The following is a 21177-nucleotide window of genomic DNA, read 5'->3' on the forward strand; positions in this document are numbered from 1 at the left end:
TTGTGAGGCTTATCCGGTACTGATGCCGCGTAGCCGCATCTTGACTTCCTCGGCCGACGGGGCCGCCTGTTGCGCCACACGCGGGTGAATGTAGTTCTGCTCCACCAGCTTCACAAGGCTGTCGACAAAAGTCTGCATCCCCGTGTCGCGATTGTCCTTCATCACCTCGTTCAGTTCGTGCTCACGGCCTTCCATGATGTACTTCCGCGTCGGCGGACTCTGGAGCAGGATCTCCACCGCGGGCACACGCTGCAAGTCATCGCGAATCGTCGGTAGCAGCCGCTGATACATGAACGCCTGCATCTGGTGCGCGAGCAGGTTGCGGATCGCCTGCCGCTCGGCTTCGGGGAACAGGTCGTAAATACGGCCGAACGCCTGGCTGGCGCTGGAAGCGTGAATCGTGCAGAACACCAGGTGGCCCGTCTCGGCGGCTTGCAGCGCGGCTTCGAAGGTTTCCTTGTCGCGCATTTCGCCGATGAGGACGACGTCGGGGTTTTCACGCATCAAAGCCTTGAGCGCCGTGGGAAAATCCGGCACGTCGATGCCGATTTCCCGCTGGTTGATCATGGCCTTGTCGTCTTTGTACAGGTACTCGATGGGATCTTCGAGCGTAACGATGTGGCAGGCGCGCGTGTTGTTGATGTGCTGGAGCATGGACGCGATGGTCGTGCTCTTACCCGAGCCGGTGACACCGCAGAGCATGACCATGCCCTGGTGCAGTTCGGCGATTTTGGCGCAGGCCGGCGGCAGATGCAGATCCGAAAAGGTGAGAATCTCGGCACTCACGCGGCGGGCGGCGAGGCTCGATCGGCCACGCGTGCGAAAGATGTTCACACGGAAGCGGTTCTCGCCGTCGAGGTCGACTGCCAGGTCGAGCGAACCGTTGACGAGATAGTCCTGCCGTTGCTTGTCCGTAATCGCTTCGTTGATCCACTGCTCAAACTCGTTGACCTCGATCGGTGGGGTGTCGAGGTTCTTGAGCTTGCCTCGCAGACGCAGACGAGGAATCTGGCCGCCACGTAAGATGAGGTCGGACGATTCGAAGCGTACCGTCGCTTCAAAAAACTTTCGCAATGGCGTGTCGGCCAACGTCTTTTGAGTGGTCGGCAGGCTCGATGGCGTCGACACCTCGGCGTTTTCAACTTCGCTCACGTACGCACCTCTCGCTCAGCAGCATATCGGGGCGTGGCGTCCGGACTTGGAACCGCCACAGTACCACCATCTTACGACATGCTTCCGTCGCGGCAAATGCGGAAGGGCGCGGGAGGTTTCGGGTTAAGTGGTTTCTGGTTCCGGGTTGACGCCTGTTGCGACCCGTTTGCGCGGTGGGTTTGGGGGAACGCTCGGACCGCTAACCGCCCGTCCAAAAGGAAGGCGGCACGATCATTCCCAACCAGAAACCAGAAACCAGAGACGAGAAACCAGAAACCTTGTCCTAAAATCAGATCAGGCCTTCGAGCTTCTGCAACGCCGCGACGCGGGCTTCGGTGGGGGGGTGCGTCGAGAACATGCGGGAAAACGCCTGCCCGGCCGACAGGGGCTGAACGATGAACATGTGGTTCTGGGCCGGCATCTCGTTCTCCATCGGCACCCGGCGGTTGGTCGCTTCGAGCTTCTGCAACGCGGAAATCAGGCCCGCCGGCGTGCCGGCGATGCGAGCGCCCTCGGCATCCGCGCCGTATTCACGGTTACGGCTGATCGCCATCTGAATCAGCGCCGCGGAGATCGGGGCGAGAATGAACAGCACGAGCATCAGCAGCGGGTGCACGTTCCGCCCGCCGCCGCCGCTGAAGAGGAAGATCCAGCCGAGGTAGCTGATCGCACCGGCGATCGTCGCCGCGACAGTGCTGATGAGCGTGTCACGGTTTTTCACATGCGCCAGTTCGTGAGCCATCACACCTTCGAGCTCTTCATAGCTCAGCAGGCGCAGCGCCCCGTTGGTCACCGCCACGGCCGCGTTTTTCGGGTTCCGCCCGGTGGCGAAGGCATTGGGGGCCTGCTGCGGGCAGATATAGACCCGCGGCATCGGCAGATTCGCATTGCGGGCCAACCGTTCGACCATATTCACCAGGTCGGGGGCGGACTTGGCGTCCACCGCCTGCCCGCGCATGGCTTTGATGGCGATCTTGTCGCTGTGGAAGTAGGCAATGAAGTTCATCACCCCGCCGAGGAGCAGGCCGATCGTCAGGCCCTGCACGGCTCCCATGCCGGTGGCTTCACCGATGATGTAGCCCGCCAGCAGGATCAGGCCGAACATCAGCCCCAGCAGGAAGGCGGTCTTGGTCCAATTGGCAAAGTTGTTCATCGTGCGATTCCTCATCAAAGGCCTGCTTCAGGCCCGTTGCATCGTACTCGTATCGCCAGCCCCTCGCGTGAAAGCGTGGAGCGGTGTTTCAACAGCATCCTGTACGCAAATGGCGTGCCCTCGGGTTCGATTCCCCGCTGTCGGCCGCAAAGCCATTATAGGTCACAGTTACCGCTAAAGCGTCGGCCAGGGCAGCGCCGCCATCCGCCACGCCGCGAGGCTCATGATCACGATGAACACGAATCGCACCTGCCGGATTGGCAGACTGTGCGTCAGCGATGCGCCCAACCGGCCGCCTATGACACACGTCGGCGCCAGCAGCGCCGCCAGCAGCAGACCCGCGTACCAGGGCACTTCGTGCTGGCTGAGCGTGGCGTTCTTATATGTCGCTCCGATCGCGGCGCTGAGCACCATCACGGCGGCACTGTTGGCGATCGCCGTCCGTAACGGCAAAGCGAGCAGCAGTTGCTGAATCGGCACCGCGATGACGCCGCCGCCCACGCCCAGCAGTCCGCCGATCAGTCCCATGCTCCCCCCGGCCGTCGCCGCGCGGGGGCGGGTGATGCGTGCGCCTTCCATCGCCTGCAACGTCGCCTCGCGCGGGCCGAGCACTTTTCGCAGGTTCAATATCACTTCATAGAGCAGAAATATCGCGAGTATCCGCCCCAGCCAGACGCCGCCGCCCGCCCCGGCGAACATCGGCCGATTGCTCAGCCATACGCCCACGATCACCGCCACCGCCGCCGCCGGCATCATCCACTTGAGCACCGGCAGCGCGACCGCCCCGGCCTTGTGATGCCGCATCACCGCCGGGAGCGCCACCGCCACGTTCGCGATCATCGCCGCCGCCTGGTACGCATGTTGGTTCAACCCCTCGAACCGCCCGTGGCCGAACAGCAGCACCAGCCCGGGGATCATGATCACACTGCCGCCGACGCCCAGCAGGCCGCCCAGCACGCCCGCGACCAGCCCCAGCAGGGCGATCGCCAGCAACGGCCCGATATGAAATAGCGCATCCTCCATCGATCGGCGGTTATAGCCCAGCCGGGGCACGTCAGCCAATCGGCCGCAGGGATGATGCGTCTGCTATTGGCGGGCTTGTGCCTCGGCGGCACGGTTCTGCCGCGCGGCGCGTCCGAAGGCGAGGAAGCCGAACACGATCCAGAAAATCGTAACCGCCAGCGTCACCGTCAGCATCGCCCCCGAGCCGAACGCCACGATCAGCCCCACCGACGCGCCGGTAAACAGCCCGCCGCCGACCACCGGCTCAAACATCAACTGCTTATAGCCGAAACTTTGCATCGCGCCGCTCTTGTTCGGCGGGTCGGCCACACGCATCAGCAATAGCCCCGTCACCGTCACGCCCATCGACTGGCCGAAGTCGCCCACGCCCCGTTCGAACCAGCCCGTCGGAATGATCCGCGGCGCCAGCACGAACACGCCGAACACCGACCACGCAATGCCCGCGCCCGCCAGCAGCACGAACGGCCCGAGGTTCGCACCAATCGCCTGCAACGACAACGCCCCCAACGCCGCGACAATCGTAAAGTCCAACGCCGCGCCGGAGATTCGACTCATCAGCCGATCCGAAATCAGATCGCTCTTGCCCAGCCGATCGAATGTGATCTGGATGATCACACCACCGATCATCGCCAACGGAAACAGCGGCACGTGCGTAAACACCCGCACTGGATCTTCCGTCGCGTCCGGCGCTGCGTAGCCCCACGTGTTCGCTTCCAGCAGCTTCAAGCCTTCAAGAATGAGCCAACCCAGCCCGATCGCCACCGCCACCAGCCCCAGATGAAGTGATAGCGGATCGGTCGGCTGCGACTCCTGCTGCTTGTCCCGCTGCAACTCGCGAATCTCGCCAGTCGTCACGTCGCTGGTGTGCAGGTCGACTTCATCCAGCGGTGCGATGTCTTCGTCGAGCTTGATATGCCCTTTCCGTGCCGCCCAGTTGACCAGGATCGTGCCAATGATCACGCCACCAACCAGGCCGATCGTCGCAAGCCCCAGTGCGAGGTCGGCTCCGTCTTCCCAATCCGCCGCGATGAACGCTTCGCGCATCCCCGCCGCCGTGCCATGCCCGCCTTCGAACCCGATCTCGATCAGTGCCCCTGCGACCGCGGGAATATCAAAAAACGGCGTGAGAATCAGCATCGTCAGCAAGATGCCAACCACATACTGCCCCCATGCCAGCGTCTGACCGAAACACACCTGCGGCCCCGCCTGGTTCCAGATCGTCCGCAGCCCCGGGATCGGCCGACCCATCAACAGCGCCGCGAACACCACGTTAATCAGCAGCCCCGGCAACGCCGCCCACACGCCCGGCGTTTCGCTCGGCCACAACCCGTTCGCCAACCAGTTGTCTTCCCCCGCGATCGCACCGAGCACCTGCGGCCCCAGCACCAACGCCAGCGCGCCCGCGATGATCGAGCTGGGCAAAAAGATTCGTCGCAGCACACCCACGTTCTGCCGAATGAGCCGACTGACAATCAGCAGCATCCCCAGCAATACGAATGCCCAGAAAACATCCTGCATCGACATGCCCGCCTCCTCATCAAGCGACGCCCCCCGCCGCGCCAAAGTTCAAATGCAGCGGCAATCCTCATAACTCACCCACCCCCTGTCAACCCAAACGTTCCCAACCAAGGCCGTGTCACTTCAGTGACACGGCCCGCTTCACCCGAGTCCCATTCGATACAATGCCGCCCTCAACCGCTCGCACCAATGGAAATACTCCCTATGGGCTGGGAAGCCTGGGCCACCATCGCCGTCGTCGTCCTCTGCATCGCTGCCCTTGCGCGCAACGTCGGCGGGCCGGACATCATCCTCCTCGGCGGCCTCGCACTGCTCACCGCCATGGGCATCGTCGGCTCAGGTGAAGCCGTCGCCGGCTTCGGCAACGAGGGCCTCGTCACCGTCGCCGCCCTGTTCATGGTCGTCACCGGCCTCACGCAGACCGGCGCGATGGCCATGATCGTCCAACCCCTGCTCGGCAGGCCCACCACCGTCCCCGTCGCGCAAGCACGCCTGATGCTCCCCGTCGCAGGCCTCAGCGCGTTTCTCAACAACACGCCCATCGTCGCCATGTTCCTCCCCGTCCTCAGCGACTGGTGCAAAAAAACCGGCATCGCCCCCGCGAAGCTCTTCCTCCCGCTCAGCTATGCCGCCATCCTCGGCGGAACCTGCACCCTCATCGGCACGAGCACCAACCTCGTCGTCAACGGCATGCTCCTCGCATCCCCCGACCTCGAAGGCTTCAACCTCTTCGACATCGCCTGGGTCGCGCTGCCCGCGCTTGTCGTCGGCCTGAGCTACATCCTGCTCACCAGCCGTTGGCTGTTGCCCGACCGCGGCAGCGCCCTCGACCTCGGCGACGACCCCCGCCAGTACACCGTCGAAATGATCGTCGACCCCGCGGGCCCCCTCGTCGGCCAGACCATCGAACAGGCCGGCCTTCGACACCTGCCCGGCCTCTACCTCGCCGAGATCGAACGCAACAGCGAAGTCCTCCCCGCCGTCGCGCCCACCACCAGCCTCCACGGCAGCGACCGCCTCGTCTTCGTCGGCATCGTCGAGTCCGTCGTCGACCTGCGCAAAATCCGAGGCCTCCTCCCCGCGACCAACCAGGTCTTCAAGCTCGACGCCCCCCGCACGCAGCGCACCATGCTCGAAGCCGTCGTCTCCGACTCCTGCCCGCTCGTCGGCAAGAGCATCCGCGAAGGCCGGTTCCGCTCCACCTACAACGCCGCCGTCATCGCCGTGGCCCGCAACGGCCAACGCATCCTCAACATGAAAATCGGCGACATCGTCCTCCGGCCCGGCGATACATTGCTCATCGAAGCCCACCCCAGCTTCGCCCGCCAGCAACGCAACAGTCGCGACTTCTTCCTCGTCAGCCAGGTCGAAGGTTCCACCCCGCCGCGACACGAACGCGCCTGGCTCGCCATGGGCCTGCTCGTCGGCATGGTCGCCGTCGTCACGCTCGGCTACCTGACCATGCTCCAGGCCGCGCTGCTCGCCGCCGTCGCCATGATCGTCACACGCTGCTGCACCGGCACCGAGGCCCGCCGTAACGTCGACTGGCGGGTCCTCATCGTCATCGGCGCCGCCTTCGGCATCGGGCAGGCCATGGCCAACTCCGGCGCCGCCGACGGCATCGCCGGCTTCCTCATCAACGTCGTCGGCGAAAACCCCTGGCTCACGCTGCTCGCCGTCTATATCGTCACCTCCATCTTCACCGAGTTGATCACCAACAACGCCGCCGCCGTGCTCGTCTTCCCCATCGCCCTCGCCTCCGCCACCAGCCTCGACGTCAACTTCACCCCCTTCGCCATCGCCATCATGATGGCCGCCTCCGCCGCCTTCGCCACCCCCATCGGCTATCAGACCAACCTCATGGTGCTCGGCCCGGGCGGCTACCGCTTCACCGACTACGTCCGCTTCGGCGTTCCGCTGAACCTCCTCGTCATGCTCGTCACCGTCACCCTCGCCCCCCTCATCTGGCCCTTCTAATTCTTCTCACCCCGATCCCTCAGATCTTCATCCTCCCCCGAAAGCCCACGGACGCCGTCCGTGGGGCCCACCCTCAATCACTTACAATGCCCCCATGCCTCACGACCCGCACCGCCAACGACTCGACCGCCTCCGCGCGTCGCGCAACCGCCCCGACCCCGACCTGACCCTGCGCTTCCTCGAAAAACAGTTCCAACGCGACATCGCCCGCCCGCACAAGCAGCTCGCCCAACTCGTCGAACTCTGGTCCCAACTCGTCCCGCCCGACCTCGCCCGCCACACCCGCCTCGAGTCGCTCAGCCGCGGTGTGCTCCGCATCGTCGTCGACTCCAGCCCGCACCTCTACGAACTCGACAACCTGCTCCGCGCCGGCCTCGAGCGCGATCTCATTCGCCAGCACACCGGCCCCGCCTTCCGCCGCATCAAGCTGCAAATCACCCAACGCCCCATCCATCGTGACGACCACGCCTGACCGCCGCGCCAGCCGTTATCATGCTGCCCATGAATGTGATCCTCATCGGCTACCGCGGTTCGGGCAAAACCACCATCGGCAAAAAGCTGGCCAACCAGCTCTGGAAAGACTTCGTCGACGTCGACCATGAAATCTGCAAGCGATTCGACAACAGCTCCATCGCTGACATCTGGCAAACCCACGGCGAGCCACGCTACCGCGAAGTCGAAGTCGAAGTCACCCGCGAACTGATCCACCGCACTAACCAGGTCATCGCCCTCGGCGGCGGCACGCTCATGCAGCCCGGCGCTCGCGAGGCCGTCGAGCAAGCCGCCGACGCCAAACGCATCTACCTCTACGCCGACCCCACCGTGTTGCACCGCCGCATCGAAGCCGACGCGCAAACCGCCGCCACACGTCCCGCCCTCACCGCGCAGGGCGGCGGCCTGGACGAAGTCAAAGCTGTGCTCAACGACCGCGACCCCGTCTACCGGGCCGTCGCCGACGTGGTGTTCAACGTCACCGACATCACGCCCGACGAAGCCGTCCGCCTGCTGGTCACCAAGCACCTGTAAATTGTCAATGATGAAACCGACTTGCCGACACACGATCAAGATGCCGTGAGCACCGTCGCGCTTTCAAGTCGCTCGCCCTGATCCGCCGGGATAAACGTCACGCGCAACAACGTCGGCTGCGTCGGCGGCGCGGCATCGTCCAGCCGCAGTCGAAACAGGTAAGACCGCGTCACCGCATCGTAGTAGCTACGCTGCGCTGCCAGCGTCCGCACATCAATCTGCCACTGGTACAGCCGACGACTGACGTTCCGCCCCATCTCATCACTTGCGAACAACTCCAGCCGATACGCTCCAACGCCCTTGACCGAGTCGCCCATCGCATCGTGAAACTCGATCCGCGCCTGCAGCGTCACCTCGTCCCCACCGCGCTGGACGAAGCGCGTCGTCGGATGCACCCGCAACGACTCCGGCCGCGGCTGCCACACCTCGCCCTCCACCGCCACCCGCTCGCCGCCCTGCATCCCCTTGAACTCGCAGCCCACCATCCACATCATCACGACAACCGTGCCCACGCTCACCAGCGTTCGCCACCCACACATCTCACCTCGCCTGACATCACCAAAAGAAAACAGCATGACGTGAAGCATAGAAACGACCCATCCCCGGTTCAACTGTTTTCCGCTGTCGCCTCCCCCTCACGCCGCAGGCAACGCCCGCGCTGCCACGCCATCCAGCCTCCCCGCCAACGCCGCGCGCTCCTGTGCCTCCACCGCCTTACTCACCTCATACTTCCCCGCCTCCGCCTCGATCATGCAGCGTCCCGCGTTCACCTCCTCCAGCCACCGATCCCGCAACTCCCGCGCCGCCGCCACCAGCCGCGGGTCATTCTTCACCGCCGCTTTCTTCACACGCTTCGGCTTCACCGCTTCCGCATCGCCCGCCGCCTCCGCCGCCGCTTCCGGCGTCCCGCCAAACCACAGCCCACCGGCATTCGCCGCCTCAGGCCGCGCCGCCCGCACCGGCGCCTTCGCCTGCCGCTTCCGACGCGGCCGCGCCGCCGGCGTCACCTCACCCTCACTTCCACCTTCAATCAACCCCGCTCCACCCCCGGCCCCTTCCTCGCCCTCCACCCCCGGCACCCCCGGAAGCACCATCGGCTTCGCATCCCGCCAGTGCGTCCCCGGCGGAATCGGCAGCACGATCCGATCCTCCCGAATCGCACCACTGCCCGTCTGACTCGGAAACCACCACGGCGTCTCCGCATCACCCCGCCGAATCCGCTTCTGCCAGAAAATATGAATCCGCGACCGCTTCGCACTCCCCGTCCGAAACGCCAACGGCACAAACCCCATCGCCTCCCAGAAGTAATTCGCCTCAATATCCTGCGCACACCAGCAACAGAACAGCTTGCACCCCCACGCCGACCGCTCAAACATCGCCTTCAACAACGTCGCCCCCACCAGCCCCCGCTGCACTCCCGGCTGCACGTTCATCTGATAAATCACCCCCACATCATCCCGCTTGAAATACCGATCCACCCCAATGCAATACCCGATCGGCTGCGCCGGTCCCGGGTTCCGCGTTTCGCGTTTCGAGTTGTCCAACCCGGAACGCGAAACTTGAAACGCCAAACTCTGCTCTGCAATCAGCACATTCCCCTTCTCCACATGCCCTTCAAACTGCTTCGTCGGCATCCAACCCACCTGCTTGTTGTGCAGCTTCTGCAGCTGATCCATGAACGGCACATCCGCCACCGTCGCCGCCCGCACACGCACACCCGCCACGCGCGGCCCCGCAAATGCAATCAACGCCCGCTCGTATCGCACAATGTCTGACATGATGATGCTCCGGAATAGGTCAGGGGTCAGGGGTCAGGGGTCAGGAGTCAGGGATCAGGAGTCAGGCGTAATCGCACCGTGGACGTGGTTCGATTCAACCACGAAGGTCACGAAGAGCACGAAGAGCACGAAGAGAACAAAGTTGAGAACGGGTTTGTTCTGTCTGCTTCGTGCCTTCGTGCTTTTCATCGTTCATTCAAAGGGAACTTACACCTGATTCACCGCGAAGCCGTGAAGGGTGCAAAGGGGCATCTGAAAGTCGCGGCATTTCAGCAAGACCGATCCACTCACAAAGACCACAACGTTCACAAAGACCACAAAATCAAAAACCCATTCTCCCCGTCTTCTTCGTGTTCTTCGTGCCCTTCGTGGTTTCCCGGCTGCCAGCAAAACCAAACTTAATCCTGCTTAGCCCTTCGCCCCTTCGCGGCCGTCGCGGTGAAAACAAACACTATTTTGCGAGAGTTAATCAAATCTGGGCTATTCCATGATTCTAATCAGGTGGAAACGAAATTGTGACACTACCTAGGGCCTGCCGGGCGCTACTGTGTGGCTTGTCCACCAGTGATGTTGCACCCGCTCCACTTGGATCAGCAATGCTCCAGGCACGTCGACATCGAACCGCCGTCGTTACGGCTGCGTGCTTTGCGTTCGGCTTTTCACCTGTTCAAGGCGCAGCCGCTCCAGTTCCAGCGACCGGGCAGGGCCGTGGCACCAGCGCCACACCAGCGACTGGAGGATCGGGGACAGATGTTTCGCCACCGCCCAGCAGGCAGCACAACAGACGAACGCGAACGAGCTGGTCATCATGCTTACTCACCTTTCCGCCTTCCCACGGCCGGCCGACGCGCGGCTCGCTCCACACCAGGCACGCATCGCCTGACCACCGTCGCGGCGTCATACACGCCCGCCCCGACGTCACCGTGCGCACCGGCACCCGCAAACAGACGTGGCAGCCGCTTTGCAATTGAACCGAAGGCGTAGGGCGGTCGCCTGGACAGGCAATGCATTCACCGCGAAGAAGCGAAGAACGCGAAGGCAGAAAAAGGGGTTGCGCAGACACCACTCCCTTGGCCGCTTCATCAGCTTTCTTCGCTGCTTCGCGGCCTTCGCCTCTTCGCGGTAAAACCGAATCCCCATGCGCACATCGCACCACCGGGCTGCATCGCCCATGCGCACGGCAGCCCATGAAACAACCGAAGCCCACCGATGGCGTCCGCAGGCCCGGGCGGGGAGGGGCAGGTCAGGGGGGGCAACCTGAACTCGACAAGCGGCTCGTCAGTCCGCCGTGTCGATGCCGAGGTCTTTGACTTTCTTGTTCAGCGTGTTGCGATTGATGCCAAGAAAGTCAGCGGTGCGGAGTTTCACGCCGTCATTGAACGCAAGCGCTTCGCGAATGAGGTGGCGCTCGACTTCGTGCGTGAGCAGGTTATAGACTTCGCCTTCGTGCACCTGGTATTGCTCGATGGCTTGCTCAGCCAACTTGGCGCACAAGGCTTCGATCGACTCGTCGCCGCCGTCGCCTCGCGTCTGCTGGGCGTACATGCGGATCTGCAAGGGCAGGAGGTCTTCCGTGAACTCTTCCCCATTGCTCAACACCACCGCCCGCTCGACGGCGTTTTCCAGCTCGCGCACATTGCCCGGCCATGGATAGCGCAGCAACGTGTTCAACACATCGCGATTCAGCTTGCGCAGATCGCGATTGTTCTCGCGGTTGTAGCGATCGAGAAAATGGTCGATGAGTTTCGGGATGTCTTCCCGCCGGGAGCGCAGCGCGGGCAGGTTGAGCGTGACCACATTGAGTCGGTAGTAGAGATCTTCGCGGAAGTTGCCCTTGCGGACTTCCTCTTCGAGGTCGAGGTTGGTCGCGGCGATGACGCGGACGTCGACCTTGACGGTGTGGTGATCGCCCACGCGTTCGAACTCGCGTTCCTGCAACACGCGCAGCAGCTTGACTTGCAACTGTGCGTCGAGCGTGCCGACTTCATCGAGGAAAATCGTGCCGCCGCTGGCTGCCTCGAATCGGCCGATCTTGTCTTTGATTGCGCCGGTGAAGGCGCCTTTAACGTGGCCGAACAGTTCGGATTCAAGCAGCTGGGGCGAGAGCGCGCCGCAGTTGATGCGGATCAGCGGCTTGTCGCGTCGCGGGCTGTTGAAGTGGATGGCCTTGGCGAACAGCTCCTTGCCGCAGCCGGTCTCGCCGAGCAGCAGCACGGTGGCCCGGCTGGTGGCGACCTGGCTGACGGTGGCGAGCACGTCGAGCATCACCGGGCTGGAGCCGATGATGTTGTCGAAGCGATACTTGCTGCGAAGGTTGTCTTTGAGCTGGCGGTTCTCCGCGAGCCATTCGTCCTTTTCCACCTGGATGAGGTTGTGGATGCGGATGGCCTGGGCGAAGCAGCCGGCGATGATCTTAAGTAGCCGTGCGTCGGCCTGAAGGCGGGCGTCGGAGACGAACGGCTTGTCGACGCTGATCGTGCCCACGATCTCTTCGCTGTCACGGATGGGCACGCAGATGAAGCTCGTCGCCACGGCCCCGGCTTCGCCTTGCTCGGCGTCGGCCTTTTCGTTCCCACCAGTTCCCTTGAGCTGACGGGCGCCGGTGCGGTTGAGAAATTCCGGGTGTCGTGCAATGTCCGCCACAACGGCCGGCTGACCGCTGGCGAGCACCTGCCCCGTCACGCCCTCGCCCACGGCGTACCGCCCGCGCTCCTGCTCGGCCCGCGTCAGGCCGATCGACGCGATCGTCTGCAGCTGGTCCGAGGTGCGATCCAGCAACACCAGGGCGGCGCGCTGAATATCCATCCGCTCGGTCAGCACGGCCGTGGCCCGCTGAAAGACCTGGCTTAGCTCCAGGCCGTCGCCGAGAATCTGGCTTATCTCTTCGAGAATGTCTAATTCTTGTTCAGGTCGGTCCATTGGCTGCTATTTTTATCACCACACTGTCGGTCTGGCAAGCGTCCGTGAGGGTATGGCTGAAGCGTGTTCGTTGCCGCTCAGCAATTGGCTTGTGGTGCGGGGAAGCAGCCGGAGTGCATAAAGGGCTGAAGCCGGATGCTCACGGCCGGTTCATCCGGCTTCTCACCCCCCAATCGTCAGGGTAAGGTGTGAATCAGATGGATCGAACGCTTCGTTTTTATCACCAGGGAGAATCTCAAATGTCGACCGTTATCACAGGATTGTTCAAAACGCCCGGCGATGCGGCACGTGCCGTGCACGCAGTAGAGGCCCGGGGCATCCCCGCTGACCGGATCAGCGTCATTGCCAATGACAAGCTGGACAAGGACGCTTTTGGCGTGGACACCCACTCGAAACTTCCCGAAGGCGTCGCGATCGGGGCGGGCGCCGGGGGTGCCGTCGGGGCGCTGGTAGCTGGCTTTACTGCCGTGGGCACGATCGTCACGGGCGGCGCGGGCCTGCTCATCGCGGGGCCGCTTGCCGCGGCGCTTGCAGGGGCGGGAGCTGGAGCGGCCGGGGGCGGTATCCTCGGCGGCCTGGTCGGCGTGGCGATTCCCGAGCATGAGGTGAAGCATTACGAAGATGCCCTCGAACGGGGATCGGTGCTTGTGGGCGTTGAATACGAGACCTCCGATCAGAAGAAGGTCGTCCAGGACACCTTCGACGAATGCGACGCGGAGAAGGTTTCCAGCGCCTGACGATCCTTCCGCGAACAGTGGCTGCTGCGTGCAAACCAGGTTTCACCACTCGCGCAGCAGCTCGGTCAGCAAGCGGACGCCGAAGCCCGTCGGTCCCTTGCCATACAACCCGCTTTTGTCGGCGTCGCCTTTGACCGAGGCGACGCCGGCAATGTCGATGTGGGCCCATGGCAGGGTGGGCATCTCTGTCGCCGCCTTGTCCCCCACGAAGTAGCTGAGGAACGCCGCTCCCTGGATCGGGTGGGCCTCCCGGTCGGCGGAGTTGGTGAGGTCGGCGTGCGTGCTCTTCATCTGATCACGGTGCTCATTCCACAGCGGCATCCGCCACAGCCGTTCGCCCGCGGCGGTGCTGGCGGTTTCGAGCCGACGGTTCAGATCGTCGTCATTGCACCACAGCCCGGCGCAGTACGAGCCCAGCGCCACCACCACGCCGCCGGTCAGCGTCGCCAGGTCGAGCACGGCCCGTGGCTGGTAGTGCTCCGTGCCATACGCCAGGGCGTCGGCGAGGATCAGCCGACCCTCCGCGTCCGTGTTGGTCACTTCCACCGTGACGCCGTTGTAGAGCTTGATGATGTCGTCGACGCGGTAGGCCTGCTCGTCGATCATGTTTTCGACCGCGGGAATCAGGCCCACGACGGGCAGGTCCAACTTCAGGCGGGCGACGGCTTCCATGACGCCGATGACGGTCATGCCGCCGCACTTGTCGTACTTCATGCCCTGCATCGAGCCGCCGACTTTCAGCGAGTAGCCGCCCGTGTCGAACGTGACCGCCTTGCCCACCAGCATGACCGGGTGAGAGGGCATCCGCTGGCTCGTCTTCTTCTTGTTCTTGCTGCGACTGGTTGAACGCGATCGGCCGGGCCATTCCAGGGCGATCAGCGCCGGCGGCGTCGAGCCCGCCCGCCCCACGGCCGAGATGCCGCCCATGCCCAGCTTTTCCGCCTTTTTCGCATCAATCACCGTACACCGCAGCCCAACCTCGCGGGCAAGCTTGCGGCAGCGGTCGACCACATAGGCCGGATTGGCGACGTTCGGCGGTGTGGCGGCCAACTCACGCGCGGTGCGCTGGCCCTGCCCGACAGCGAGGGCGCGATCAAAGCCCTCGGCCAGCTCGTCGTCGAGCATGACATTCAGCTCGGCCGCCTTCGCGCTCGAGCTATCGTCTGAGTGGGCGGCGCCCTTGAAGGCGTTGAAGTCGAACCGGGCAATCGCGAAGCCGTCGCCGATGGCAGCGCCAGCCGCGTCGGGTTCGATGTCGTCAGCCAGTGCGGCGGCGGACACTTCCAGCCGTTGCACGCCCGCAGCGTCAGCCGCTCGCAGCAGTCGCGTTGCGGCGAGTCGCAGCGCGTTGGCGTCGAACGCCTCGGCCTTGCCCAAGCCGCAGATCAGCAGCCGGTCGGCACCGGCGGCGGGGTAGAGTGTCGACACGCGGCCGCGTGCGGTGCTCACCTCCCGCCGTTTGAGCGCGTCGGCAATCGCTCCGTCGAGCCGACGGTCCAGCTCCCGGCAGGCCGCCGACACCACGTCGGCACGTTCATATAGAAAGACCGCCACGGCGTCCGGTTTGCTTCGTCCGGCTCGGCGGGCACGTCGGATATCGCGATACATCCTCACTACTCCTGAGAAGTCATCGATTTCCCGACAGTGTAGGAAGGAACGCACGATGAACCCACCCCCATCCCGCGAGACGCAGAGTCCCGGCGATTGTCGCTGGCTCGCAAGCAGCATGACAAGCGGTCGCAAAGTGTTGGAATGGCAATGTTTGGGGTGATTTGCCTGCGAACGTTGTTTGACACTCCCGTAACGCACTGCTAATTTGCGTCATTGTGCTGGCGGTCTCGCTGAGCATATGTACCTGTCATGGGCGAAGTTCCTGTTCGGAGACGTTTCTTATGAAATGCAGCCGAGGCGTACCCGTTGTGCTGGCGATGGCTATCGCCGTGGTGCTCGGGTCGGCTGGTTGGCTCATCCCTCGCGCCCATGCCCAGACCGTTGATCGGCTACGGCCCGAGGTGACCACCGCTGAAAACCTGAGTAATGACCAGCGTCGCCAGATTGACCAATATGTCAGCGGGTGGGCTGAGCAGTTAATGGATGGCGACCTTCGTCGAGTGAACGAGGCGCGTCGGCAACTGCTTGAATCGCTTCGTGCGGGCACGCCCTCGGACGCTTTCGTGCAATATTACAGTGCTCAGGTGGCCCAGCGCGTGCCGAACGCCCTGGAACACGAGCAGTCTGCGACCCGGGTCAACGCGATGATCGTCGTGGCCCGGCTGCGCAGCGATGACGCGATGCCGCTGGTCGAGCAGGCGATGATGGACGACAACGCTGCTGTCCGTTACTGGGCAGTCAAGGCTATCCAGTCCATCACCTTTGCAGATGACCAGAAAACCCAATTGATCGAACGGCTGGTTGAACACATCGACCAGGAACCGGTGGTGGCTGTCGTCGAGCAGGCGATGCTGGCGCTGGTCGGGCTGGACCTGAGCGATGCACGTATGCGTGGGTTGTCGTTGTTGAACCAGCGGCTGGACGAACATCTGGAGGAGGCGGGCCGTTCGCTTCAGGCCGAGCACTCCGCCATGCGCAGCGTGTACCAGCACCTTGCCGGGACAGGGTCACCCAACGAGCAGGAGCTTCGCCAACTGGCACGCACTGCGGTGCGCTATCAGGATCTCGCGGCGCAGCGGCTGAGAGATGGCGATGTTGATAATACGGTACGAGACAGCTACGAGCGCATCCTTCAGTTGTGCAACGCAGCGCTGCGATTCACCGCCGACAGCCTCAACGCCAGCGGCGTGCCTTCGTCGATCGATCCATTGATCGGCCGCGGCGACTGGGCGGGCATTCAGCGCAACGCCGACCAGTGGCGTTCGCTGCTTCAGAACGCCCCGTTCAACCTCTCTGAAGATGACATCGCGCTCACCAGCTAATTGACCGCCAATGCCGCGGCTACAACGTTAGCGTGTGAGCTGAGCAGGGGGGGGAGTCGTACGAAGCCTCAAGCGCGACGCGACTCGAGCACTTCCCAACGTTTGTACAACTTCGTGACCTTCGCCTGTGCCGACTCCAAGTCGCGGCAACACGCTGTAAGCCTCGCGTGGTCCGCCAGCACGTCCGGGTCCGCCATCAACGCTTCCAGCCGGGCGACTTCGGCCTCGGCGGCGGTGATATTCGACTCCATCTGATCCAACTCGCGTTGCTCTTTGTACGAGAGCTTGACCTTTGTCGCGGGCGCCGCGACAGCGGTGGCCGAGCCGGTATCGTTACGGTCGGCCTCACCTGATCGACCCCGCTTTTTCTGGCGCGACTCGGCCTCGTCCTGAGCGTTCTGCCACTGGGCAAGCTCGGCGTAAAACTTCGCGCCGCCCGCGCCATCCAATGCAAGGATGTCGGTCGAGAGGCGGTCGAGCATGAACCGGTCGTGCGTGACGAGCATGATCGCACCGGGGAAGTCGCTCAGGCTTTGTTCGAGCACTTCCAGTGACGCGATGTCCAGATCGTTGGTCGGCTCGTCGAGGATCAGCAGGTCGGCCGGCTTGAGCATCAGCCGGGCCATGAGGATGCGGGCCTGCTCGCCGCCGGAGAGGTCGCCGACGCTGACTTTGAGTTGTTGCGCGTCGAAGAGGAATCGGCTGGCCCAGGCGTTGACGTGCACGGGCTTGTCGCGGAAGGTCACGAAGTCGCCGCCGTGGGCGAGGGCGTCGCGCAGCGATTGGCGGGGGTCCAACTCTTCACGGGCCTGGGTGAAGACGACGGTACGCAGGTTGTCGGCTCGTTTGATCGTGCCTTCGTCCGGCGACAGTTCGCCGGTGAGCAGGCGGATGAGTGTCGTCTTGCCACTGCCGTTTTCGCCCAGCAAGCCGATGCACGTGCCCGGCGAAAGCATGAGGTCCAGGTCACGAAACAGCAATCGCCCGCCCAGCGATTTGGCCAGCCCCGTCGCCACGAGCAGCTTTTGTGTCTGTCGACCGCTGGCGGCGAATTGCACGCCCGCGGCACGACCGGGGGCGTTGCGCGATTTCAGGTCGGCCAGCTCGTCCATACGGCCGTGCGATGCGTCGATGCGCGATTTGCTCTTGGTCCGCCGAGCCTTCGCGCCCCGGCTGAGCCAACGGATGTCTTCGCGCACTTTCGAGGCGAGGCTCTGCTGCTGTTGCTGCTGCGATTCGAGAAAGTCGGCCCGCCGTTGCAGGAACGTACTGTAAGGCCCGTCCACCGAAAACACGCCGGCGGGGTAGGTCCGGTTCAACTCGACCACACGGCTCACCGCTCGCTCAAGAAAATACCGGTCGTGCGTCACCACCACCGACGCGAACGGTTGGTTGGCGAGAATCTGCTCCAGCCACTCGATGCCACGCACGTCAAGGTGGTTGGTCGGCTCGTCCATCAGAAGCACGTCCGGCTCGCGTGCCAGCTCCCGTGCCAACGCCACCCGCTTTCGCCAACCACCCGACAGCGAGCCGACGGTGACGGACGGGTCATCCAGCCCCACCTTCGACAGCGCCACGTAGGCCAACTGTTCGCGGTCGTGCGCATCGTGAAACTGGTCAGTGAGGCCGTCGGCGAGAACGTCCAGCAACGTGGCGTGCTCGTCGAAGGCATCCTGCTGGGCAACGTAGCCCACGCGAAGGTTCTTGCGCGAGGTGATGCCCGCCTTGGCCGAGCCGTCGCCGGGCTGATCCACGTCGGCGGTTTCCAGGCCAGCGAGGATTTTCAGCAGCGTGCTCTTGCCCGAGCCGTTGGGCCCGATCAGGCCGACGCGATCGCCCTCCTGAATGGACAGGGCGACCCCTTCGAACAGCGAGCGTGTGCCGAAGGTTTTGGTGAGGTTTTCGCAGGTGAGTAGCAGAGCCATAAGGGAAACTGTAGTCGGCTTTGAGCGGTTGGTCGATACGGGGACGACGGCTGTTGCCGAAGGTCAAAGTGCCCCAAATCTGCCCCAAAAGAAAACGGCGAGCCCTTGTGACTCGCCGTAAGTGCTTGCTATTTTGAATGCCTCCCGATGGACTCGAACCATCAACCCGCTGATTAAGAGTCAGCTGCTCTGCCAATTGAGCTAGGGAGGCCTGGACGTCGCGGGCGGTTGGTGCGTCGCTGACGAAACAGCGTATTCTAAGGTTGGCGGGGGGTTCGTCAAGTATATGCCTGTCCTTAGAGTGGGGGCGGTTTCTGGCGCAGGATTGGTTTATGTCATGGACGACTGGCTGTTTTAGTAGAAGGCAGGGTGACTGGTGATCGATTTGGAAGCATGGCTTGGCAGACGGATTGATGGATGGCTTGCGGCGCAGCCGGGGCCGGGTGGCCTGGATCGGCCGACGTCGCGGGCGCTGGTGACGGTGCGGGTGATGCTGGTGGGGTATTGGGTGGCGCTCGCGTTGGGAACGCATTGGCCGAGCCTTACGTTGGTGGAGGGGGATACGGGGGTGTTGCAGGTGAACAAGGCGTTGCACGTGTCGGCGTTTGCGGGGCTGACGTTGCTTTTGACGCTGGCAATGCCGGCCGGCCGACGGCGGGGCGGGCCGAGGGGCTGGGTGGTGCAGGCGACGGTGGCGGCGGCGATCGCGGGGGTGTACTCGATCATAGACGAGGTGACGCAGGTGTTCGTTGATCGGCGAGCGAGCATGGCGGACATCGTGGCGAACCTCATCGGTGTGACGGGCATGTACCTGGTACTTGCGTCGCTGTGGTCGCGGGCGGCGATTCGACGGGGCAGCAGTGGGGCGGCAGCGGTGACAGGGGCGAGGTGGATGGTGGTGACGGCGAGGGGGTTGCTGCTGGTGGGCGGGCCGTTGCTGTTCCTGCTGGCAGTGCTGCCGGCGGGGCATGACTTTTTGGTTTGGGTTGGCCGGCGGGTTCTGGGGCCGCAGCCGCAGCCGGGGCCGGGGTGGTGGCTGCACTTTTTTACAGCGATGGGTTGCACATGGTTGCTGGCTTGTGGATTGGTAGCAGGGCGGCGTCGGCCGGCGTTGAGCGCGCTGGTGACGATTGCGGGGATGGGGCTCGCCGGGCCGATGATTGAAATGATCCAGGCGCGCACCGGCCGGTCGTATAACGTCGAGGACGTGTACGCAAACTCGTGGGGGATACTGATAGCGATCATGGTCTGGGCAGTGGTGTTGGCGTGGTGGACGCTGGTGCGGGAGCATGACGCGGCGAGGGATCGGCTTGACCCGGGTGATGAGTCAACGAATTGACGGAAACTGTTGAGACAACTTCGCGCGACGCCGACGCGGCCGACGCGGGCAGCGATGCGGGCGATGGCGGGTTCGTCGGCTCGGCGATGCTGGTGAGCCTGATGACGCTGCTGTCACGCATCACGGGCCTCGTGCGCGACGCGGTGCTTGCCGCGGTCTTCGGGCTCAGTGCGATCGCCGACGCGTTTTTTGTCGGCTTCCTCGTGCCGAACCTGTTCCGCCGACTGTTCGGCGAAGGCGCGCTCAGCGCCGCGTTCATCCCGCATTACACCGACCTGCTCAAACGCGACCCGGAACTGGCGAAGCGATTCGCGTCACTTTGCCTGGGGTTGCTCACCGTACTGCTGGTGGGCATTACGCTGCTGGGCGAACTGGCGCTGGCGGGCCTGCTTGCGGCGCGGGAGTGGACGGACACGTCGGCGTTGGCAATTCGACTGACGATGCTGATGCTGCCTTACATGCCGCTGATCTGCCTGGTGGCGTTGATCGGCGGCGTGCTGCATGTGCACGGCCGATTCGGCCCGCCGGCCGCGGCGCCGCTGTTGTTGAATATCGTCATGATCGCAGCCGCGGCATGGGCCGCGTGGGGCGCGGGCGGCGACAGCGTGCAGGTTGCGTTCATCGTCGCGTATGGCGTGCTGCTGGCGGGTGTGTTGCAACTGGTGTGGCAGGTGGCGGTGCTGCTGCGGTGCACGAAGCTGACCGCGACATTTGCGGGGACGTGGCCCGCGCTGCGCAGCACGCTGGTGATGCTGCTGCCGATGCTCATCGGGCTTGCGGTGTTTCAGATCAATGCGTTTCTGGACAGCCTGATTGCGATCGGCCTTTCGCCACGCGAGGGGGCGGAGACGTTTCGCGTGTTCGGACGTGACATGCGGTACCCGATCGAGACCGGCTCGGTGGCGGCGCTGCAATGGGCGCAGCGGCTGTACCAGTTCCCGCTGGGCGTGTTCGGCATTGCGGTGGCGACGGCGATCTTTCCCGCGCTCGCGGCGGCGGCGGCGACGAAGGCCGACGGCGCCATGACGGACAACTTCCGCAAGATTCTAAGGCACGGCCTGCAACTGACGGTGTTCATCGGCCTGCCCGCGAGCGTGGGCCTGCTGATTTTGCGCGAGCCGGTCACCCGGCTGATCTATGAGCGCGGCGCGTTTGCCACGGATGATGCGATCTATGTCGCGACCATCCTGGCCGGCTACGCGGCGAGCGTGTGGGCATATTCAATGATGCACGTGCTCACCCGCGCGTTTTATGCAATGAAAGATTCGCGCACGCCGCTGCGGATCGGCTTGTCGTTGGTGGGATTCAACCTTGGGTTGAATCTTGTGCTCATCTGGCCGTTGGGCGCTGCGGGGCTGGCGTGGTCCACCGCGATCAGCGCGGCGATGCAGGTCGTACTGCTGCTATGGTGCATTCGGCGATACGTCGATCACCCCATTGATGCGAACGTCTGGCGAAGCTGGGGGCGAACCGCGTCGCTCAGCGCGATCATGGCGGCAGTGCTGCTGCCAATGTTGTGGTTGCTCGATACGTCGAGCATGACGACGGGCCCGCTGGCGTTGGCGGTGTTCGGGCTGGTGGCGATGGGCATGGGCATCATGCTCGGCGGCGCGTGGCTGCTGAAGGCCGACGAGTTGCGATGGTTGATCAAACGGCGGGCGACTTGAAAAGAAGCCCACGGCGTCACGCCGTGGGCT

General features: G+C 63.9%; 17 protein-coding genes and 1 tRNA gene. 7 read left to right on the forward strand and 11 right to left on the reverse strand.

The genetic code is table 11. The features are described from left to right. Positions 1-9: 9 nt before the first annotated feature. The 4 genes from ACERK3_10830 to ACERK3_10845 form a co-directional block, all read right to left on the reverse strand. On the reverse strand, positions 10-1152 hold the full coding sequence (locus tag ACERK3_10830; GenBank protein ID MFA9478790.1) for a type IV pilus twitching motility protein PilT: 1143 nt from the start codon (positions 1150-1152) through the stop codon (positions 10-12). A 289-nt stretch (positions 1153-1441) separates the two neighbouring features. Beyond that, positions 1442-2305, reverse strand: coding sequence for a zinc metalloprotease HtpX (locus ACERK3_10835; protein ID MFA9478791.1), 864 nt, complete (start codon positions 2303-2305; stop codon positions 1442-1444). A 174-nt stretch (positions 2306-2479) separates the two neighbouring features. Continuing rightward, positions 2480-3358: a TSUP family transporter gene (locus ACERK3_10840; protein ID MFA9478792.1), complete on the reverse strand. Its 879-nt coding sequence runs from the start codon at positions 3356-3358 to the stop codon at positions 2480-2482. 33 nt (positions 3359-3391) lie between these two features. After that, positions 3392-4852: a sodium/glutamate symporter gene (locus tag ACERK3_10845; GenBank protein ID MFA9478793.1), complete on the reverse strand. Its 1461-nt coding sequence runs from the start codon at positions 4850-4852 to the stop codon at positions 3392-3394. Positions 4853-5050: 198 nt separating this feature from the next. Between ACERK3_10845 and ACERK3_10850 the strand changes: the two genes are divergently transcribed. From ACERK3_10850 to ACERK3_10860, 3 genes are all read left to right on the forward strand, one after another. After that, complete coding sequence (locus ACERK3_10850; GenBank protein MFA9478794.1) at positions 5051-6823, forward strand: SLC13 family permease; 1773 nt, start codon at positions 5051-5053, stop codon at positions 6821-6823. Positions 6824-6917: 94 nt separating this feature from the next. Then, positions 6918-7295, forward strand: a complete 378-nt coding sequence (locus tag ACERK3_10855) for a DUF721 domain-containing protein (GenBank protein ID MFA9478795.1) — start codon at positions 6918-6920, stop codon at positions 7293-7295. Positions 7296-7324: 29 nt separating this feature from the next. Beyond that, positions 7325-7849, forward strand: a complete 525-nt coding sequence (locus ACERK3_10860; protein ID MFA9478796.1) for a shikimate kinase — start codon at positions 7325-7327, stop codon at positions 7847-7849. A gap of 35 nt (positions 7850-7884) precedes the next feature. Here ACERK3_10860 and ACERK3_10865 read toward each other — a convergent pair whose 3' ends face one another. The 4 genes from ACERK3_10865 to ACERK3_10880 form a co-directional block, all read right to left on the reverse strand. Then, a complete protein-coding gene (locus ACERK3_10865) occupies positions 7885-8424 on the reverse strand; it encodes a hypothetical protein (GenBank protein MFA9478797.1) in 540 nt (179 codons plus the stop codon). Positions 8425-8484: 60 nt separating this feature from the next. Then, positions 8485-9627 (reverse strand): hypothetical protein, encoded by a 1143-nt coding sequence (locus ACERK3_10870; protein MFA9478798.1) that lies wholly within the window; start codon positions 9625-9627, stop codon positions 8485-8487. Positions 9628-10257: 630 nt separating this feature from the next. After that, positions 10258-10437 carry a hypothetical protein gene (locus tag ACERK3_10875; GenBank protein ID MFA9478799.1) on the reverse strand — a complete coding sequence of 60 codons (180 nt, stop codon included), beginning with the start codon at positions 10435-10437 and terminating at the stop codon, positions 10258-10260. A gap of 468 nt (positions 10438-10905) precedes the next feature. Next, positions 10906-12546, reverse strand: coding sequence for a sigma 54-interacting transcriptional regulator (locus tag ACERK3_10880; protein MFA9478800.1), 1641 nt, complete (start codon positions 12544-12546; stop codon positions 10906-10908). 197 nt (positions 12547-12743) lie between these two features. Here ACERK3_10880 and ACERK3_10885 point away from each other — a divergent pair, with 197 nt between their 5' ends. Beyond that, positions 12744-13283 (forward strand): hypothetical protein, encoded by a 540-nt coding sequence (locus tag ACERK3_10885; protein MFA9478801.1) that lies wholly within the window; start codon positions 12744-12746, stop codon positions 13281-13283. Positions 13284-13325: 42 nt separating this feature from the next. Here ACERK3_10885 and ACERK3_10890 read toward each other — a convergent pair whose 3' ends face one another. Continuing rightward, a complete protein-coding gene (locus ACERK3_10890) occupies positions 13326-14891 on the reverse strand; it encodes a M17 family metallopeptidase (GenBank protein MFA9478802.1) in 1566 nt (521 codons plus the stop codon). A gap of 284 nt (positions 14892-15175) precedes the next feature. Here ACERK3_10890 and ACERK3_10895 point away from each other — a divergent pair, with 284 nt between their 5' ends. Continuing rightward, positions 15176-16216, forward strand: a complete 1041-nt coding sequence (locus ACERK3_10895) for a HEAT repeat domain-containing protein (GenBank protein MFA9478803.1) — start codon at positions 15176-15178, stop codon at positions 16214-16216. Between the two features lie 68 nt (positions 16217-16284). On the opposite strand, the gene ACERK3_10900 is transcribed toward ACERK3_10895, so the two are convergent. Together ACERK3_10900 and ACERK3_10905 are read right to left on the reverse strand one after the other, a co-directional pair. Continuing rightward, positions 16285-18141 carry an ABC-F family ATP-binding cassette domain-containing protein gene (locus tag ACERK3_10900; GenBank protein ID MFA9478804.1) on the reverse strand — a complete coding sequence of 619 codons (1857 nt, stop codon included), beginning with the start codon at positions 18139-18141 and terminating at the stop codon, positions 16285-16287. Between the two features lie 138 nt (positions 18142-18279). Further along, positions 18280-18352, reverse strand: a tRNA-Lys gene (locus tag ACERK3_10905). A gap of 165 nt (positions 18353-18517) precedes the next feature. Here ACERK3_10905 and ACERK3_10910 point away from each other — a divergent pair. Both ACERK3_10910 and murJ read left to right on the forward strand, forming a co-directional pair. Continuing rightward, positions 18518-19480: a VanZ family protein gene (locus ACERK3_10910; GenBank protein MFA9478805.1), complete on the forward strand. Its 963-nt coding sequence runs from the start codon at positions 18518-18520 to the stop codon at positions 19478-19480. Beyond that, positions 19477-21147 carry a murein biosynthesis integral membrane protein MurJ gene (gene murJ, locus ACERK3_10915; protein MFA9478806.1) on the forward strand — a complete coding sequence of 557 codons (1671 nt, stop codon included), beginning with the start codon at positions 19477-19479 and terminating at the stop codon, positions 21145-21147. Before ACERK3_10910 ends, murJ begins: the two co-directional genes overlap by 4 nt. The last annotated feature ends 30 nt before the right edge of the window (positions 21148-21177 follow it).

The organism is Phycisphaerales bacterium AB-hyl4, from assembly GCA_041821185.1.
GTDB lineage: Bacteria > Planctomycetota > Phycisphaerae > Phycisphaerales > Phycisphaeraceae > Natronomicrosphaera > Natronomicrosphaera hydrolytica.

What these genes read in the sequence shown, in the direction of transcription:
- ACERK3_10895 (MFA9478803.1), top strand. Translation starts at nt 15,176, where the DNA reads ATGAAATGCAGCCGAGGCGTACCCGTTGTGCTGGCGATGGCTATCGCC.
- ACERK3_10845 (MFA9478793.1), bottom strand. Translation starts at nt 4,852, where the DNA reads ATGTCGATGCAGGATGTTTTCTGGGCATTCGTATTGCTGGGGATGCTG.
- ACERK3_10855 (MFA9478795.1), top strand. Translation starts at nt 6,918, where the DNA reads ATGCCTCACGACCCGCACCGCCAACGACTCGACCGCCTCCGCGCGTCG.
- ACERK3_10835 (MFA9478791.1), bottom strand. Translation starts at nt 2,305, where the DNA reads ATGAACAACTTTGCCAATTGGACCAAGACCGCCTTCCTGCTGGGGCTG.
- ACERK3_10885 (MFA9478801.1), top strand. Translation starts at nt 12,744, where the DNA reads ATGGATCGAACGCTTCGTTTTTATCACCAGGGAGAATCTCAAATGTCG.
- ACERK3_10865 (MFA9478797.1), bottom strand. Translation starts at nt 8,424, where the DNA reads ATGCTGTTTTCTTTTGGTGATGTCAGGCGAGGTGAGATGTGTGGGTGG.
- ACERK3_10880 (MFA9478800.1), bottom strand. Translation starts at nt 12,546, where the DNA reads ATGGACCGACCTGAACAAGAATTAGACATTCTCGAAGAGATAAGCCAG.
- ACERK3_10900 (MFA9478804.1), bottom strand. Translation starts at nt 18,141, where the DNA reads ATGGCTCTGCTACTCACCTGCGAAAACCTCACCAAAACCTTCGGCACA.
- ACERK3_10870 (MFA9478798.1), bottom strand. Translation starts at nt 9,627, where the DNA reads ATGTCAGACATTGTGCGATACGAGCGGGCGTTGATTGCATTTGCGGGG.
- ACERK3_10875 (MFA9478799.1), bottom strand. Translation starts at nt 10,437, where the DNA reads ATGATGACCAGCTCGTTCGCGTTCGTCTGTTGTGCTGCCTGCTGGGCG.
- ACERK3_10890 (MFA9478802.1), bottom strand. Translation starts at nt 14,891, where the DNA reads ATGTATCGCGATATCCGACGTGCCCGCCGAGCCGGACGAAGCAAACCG.
- ACERK3_10850 (MFA9478794.1), top strand. Translation starts at nt 5,051, where the DNA reads ATGGGCTGGGAAGCCTGGGCCACCATCGCCGTCGTCGTCCTCTGCATC.
- ACERK3_10860 (MFA9478796.1), top strand. Translation starts at nt 7,325, where the DNA reads ATGAATGTGATCCTCATCGGCTACCGCGGTTCGGGCAAAACCACCATC.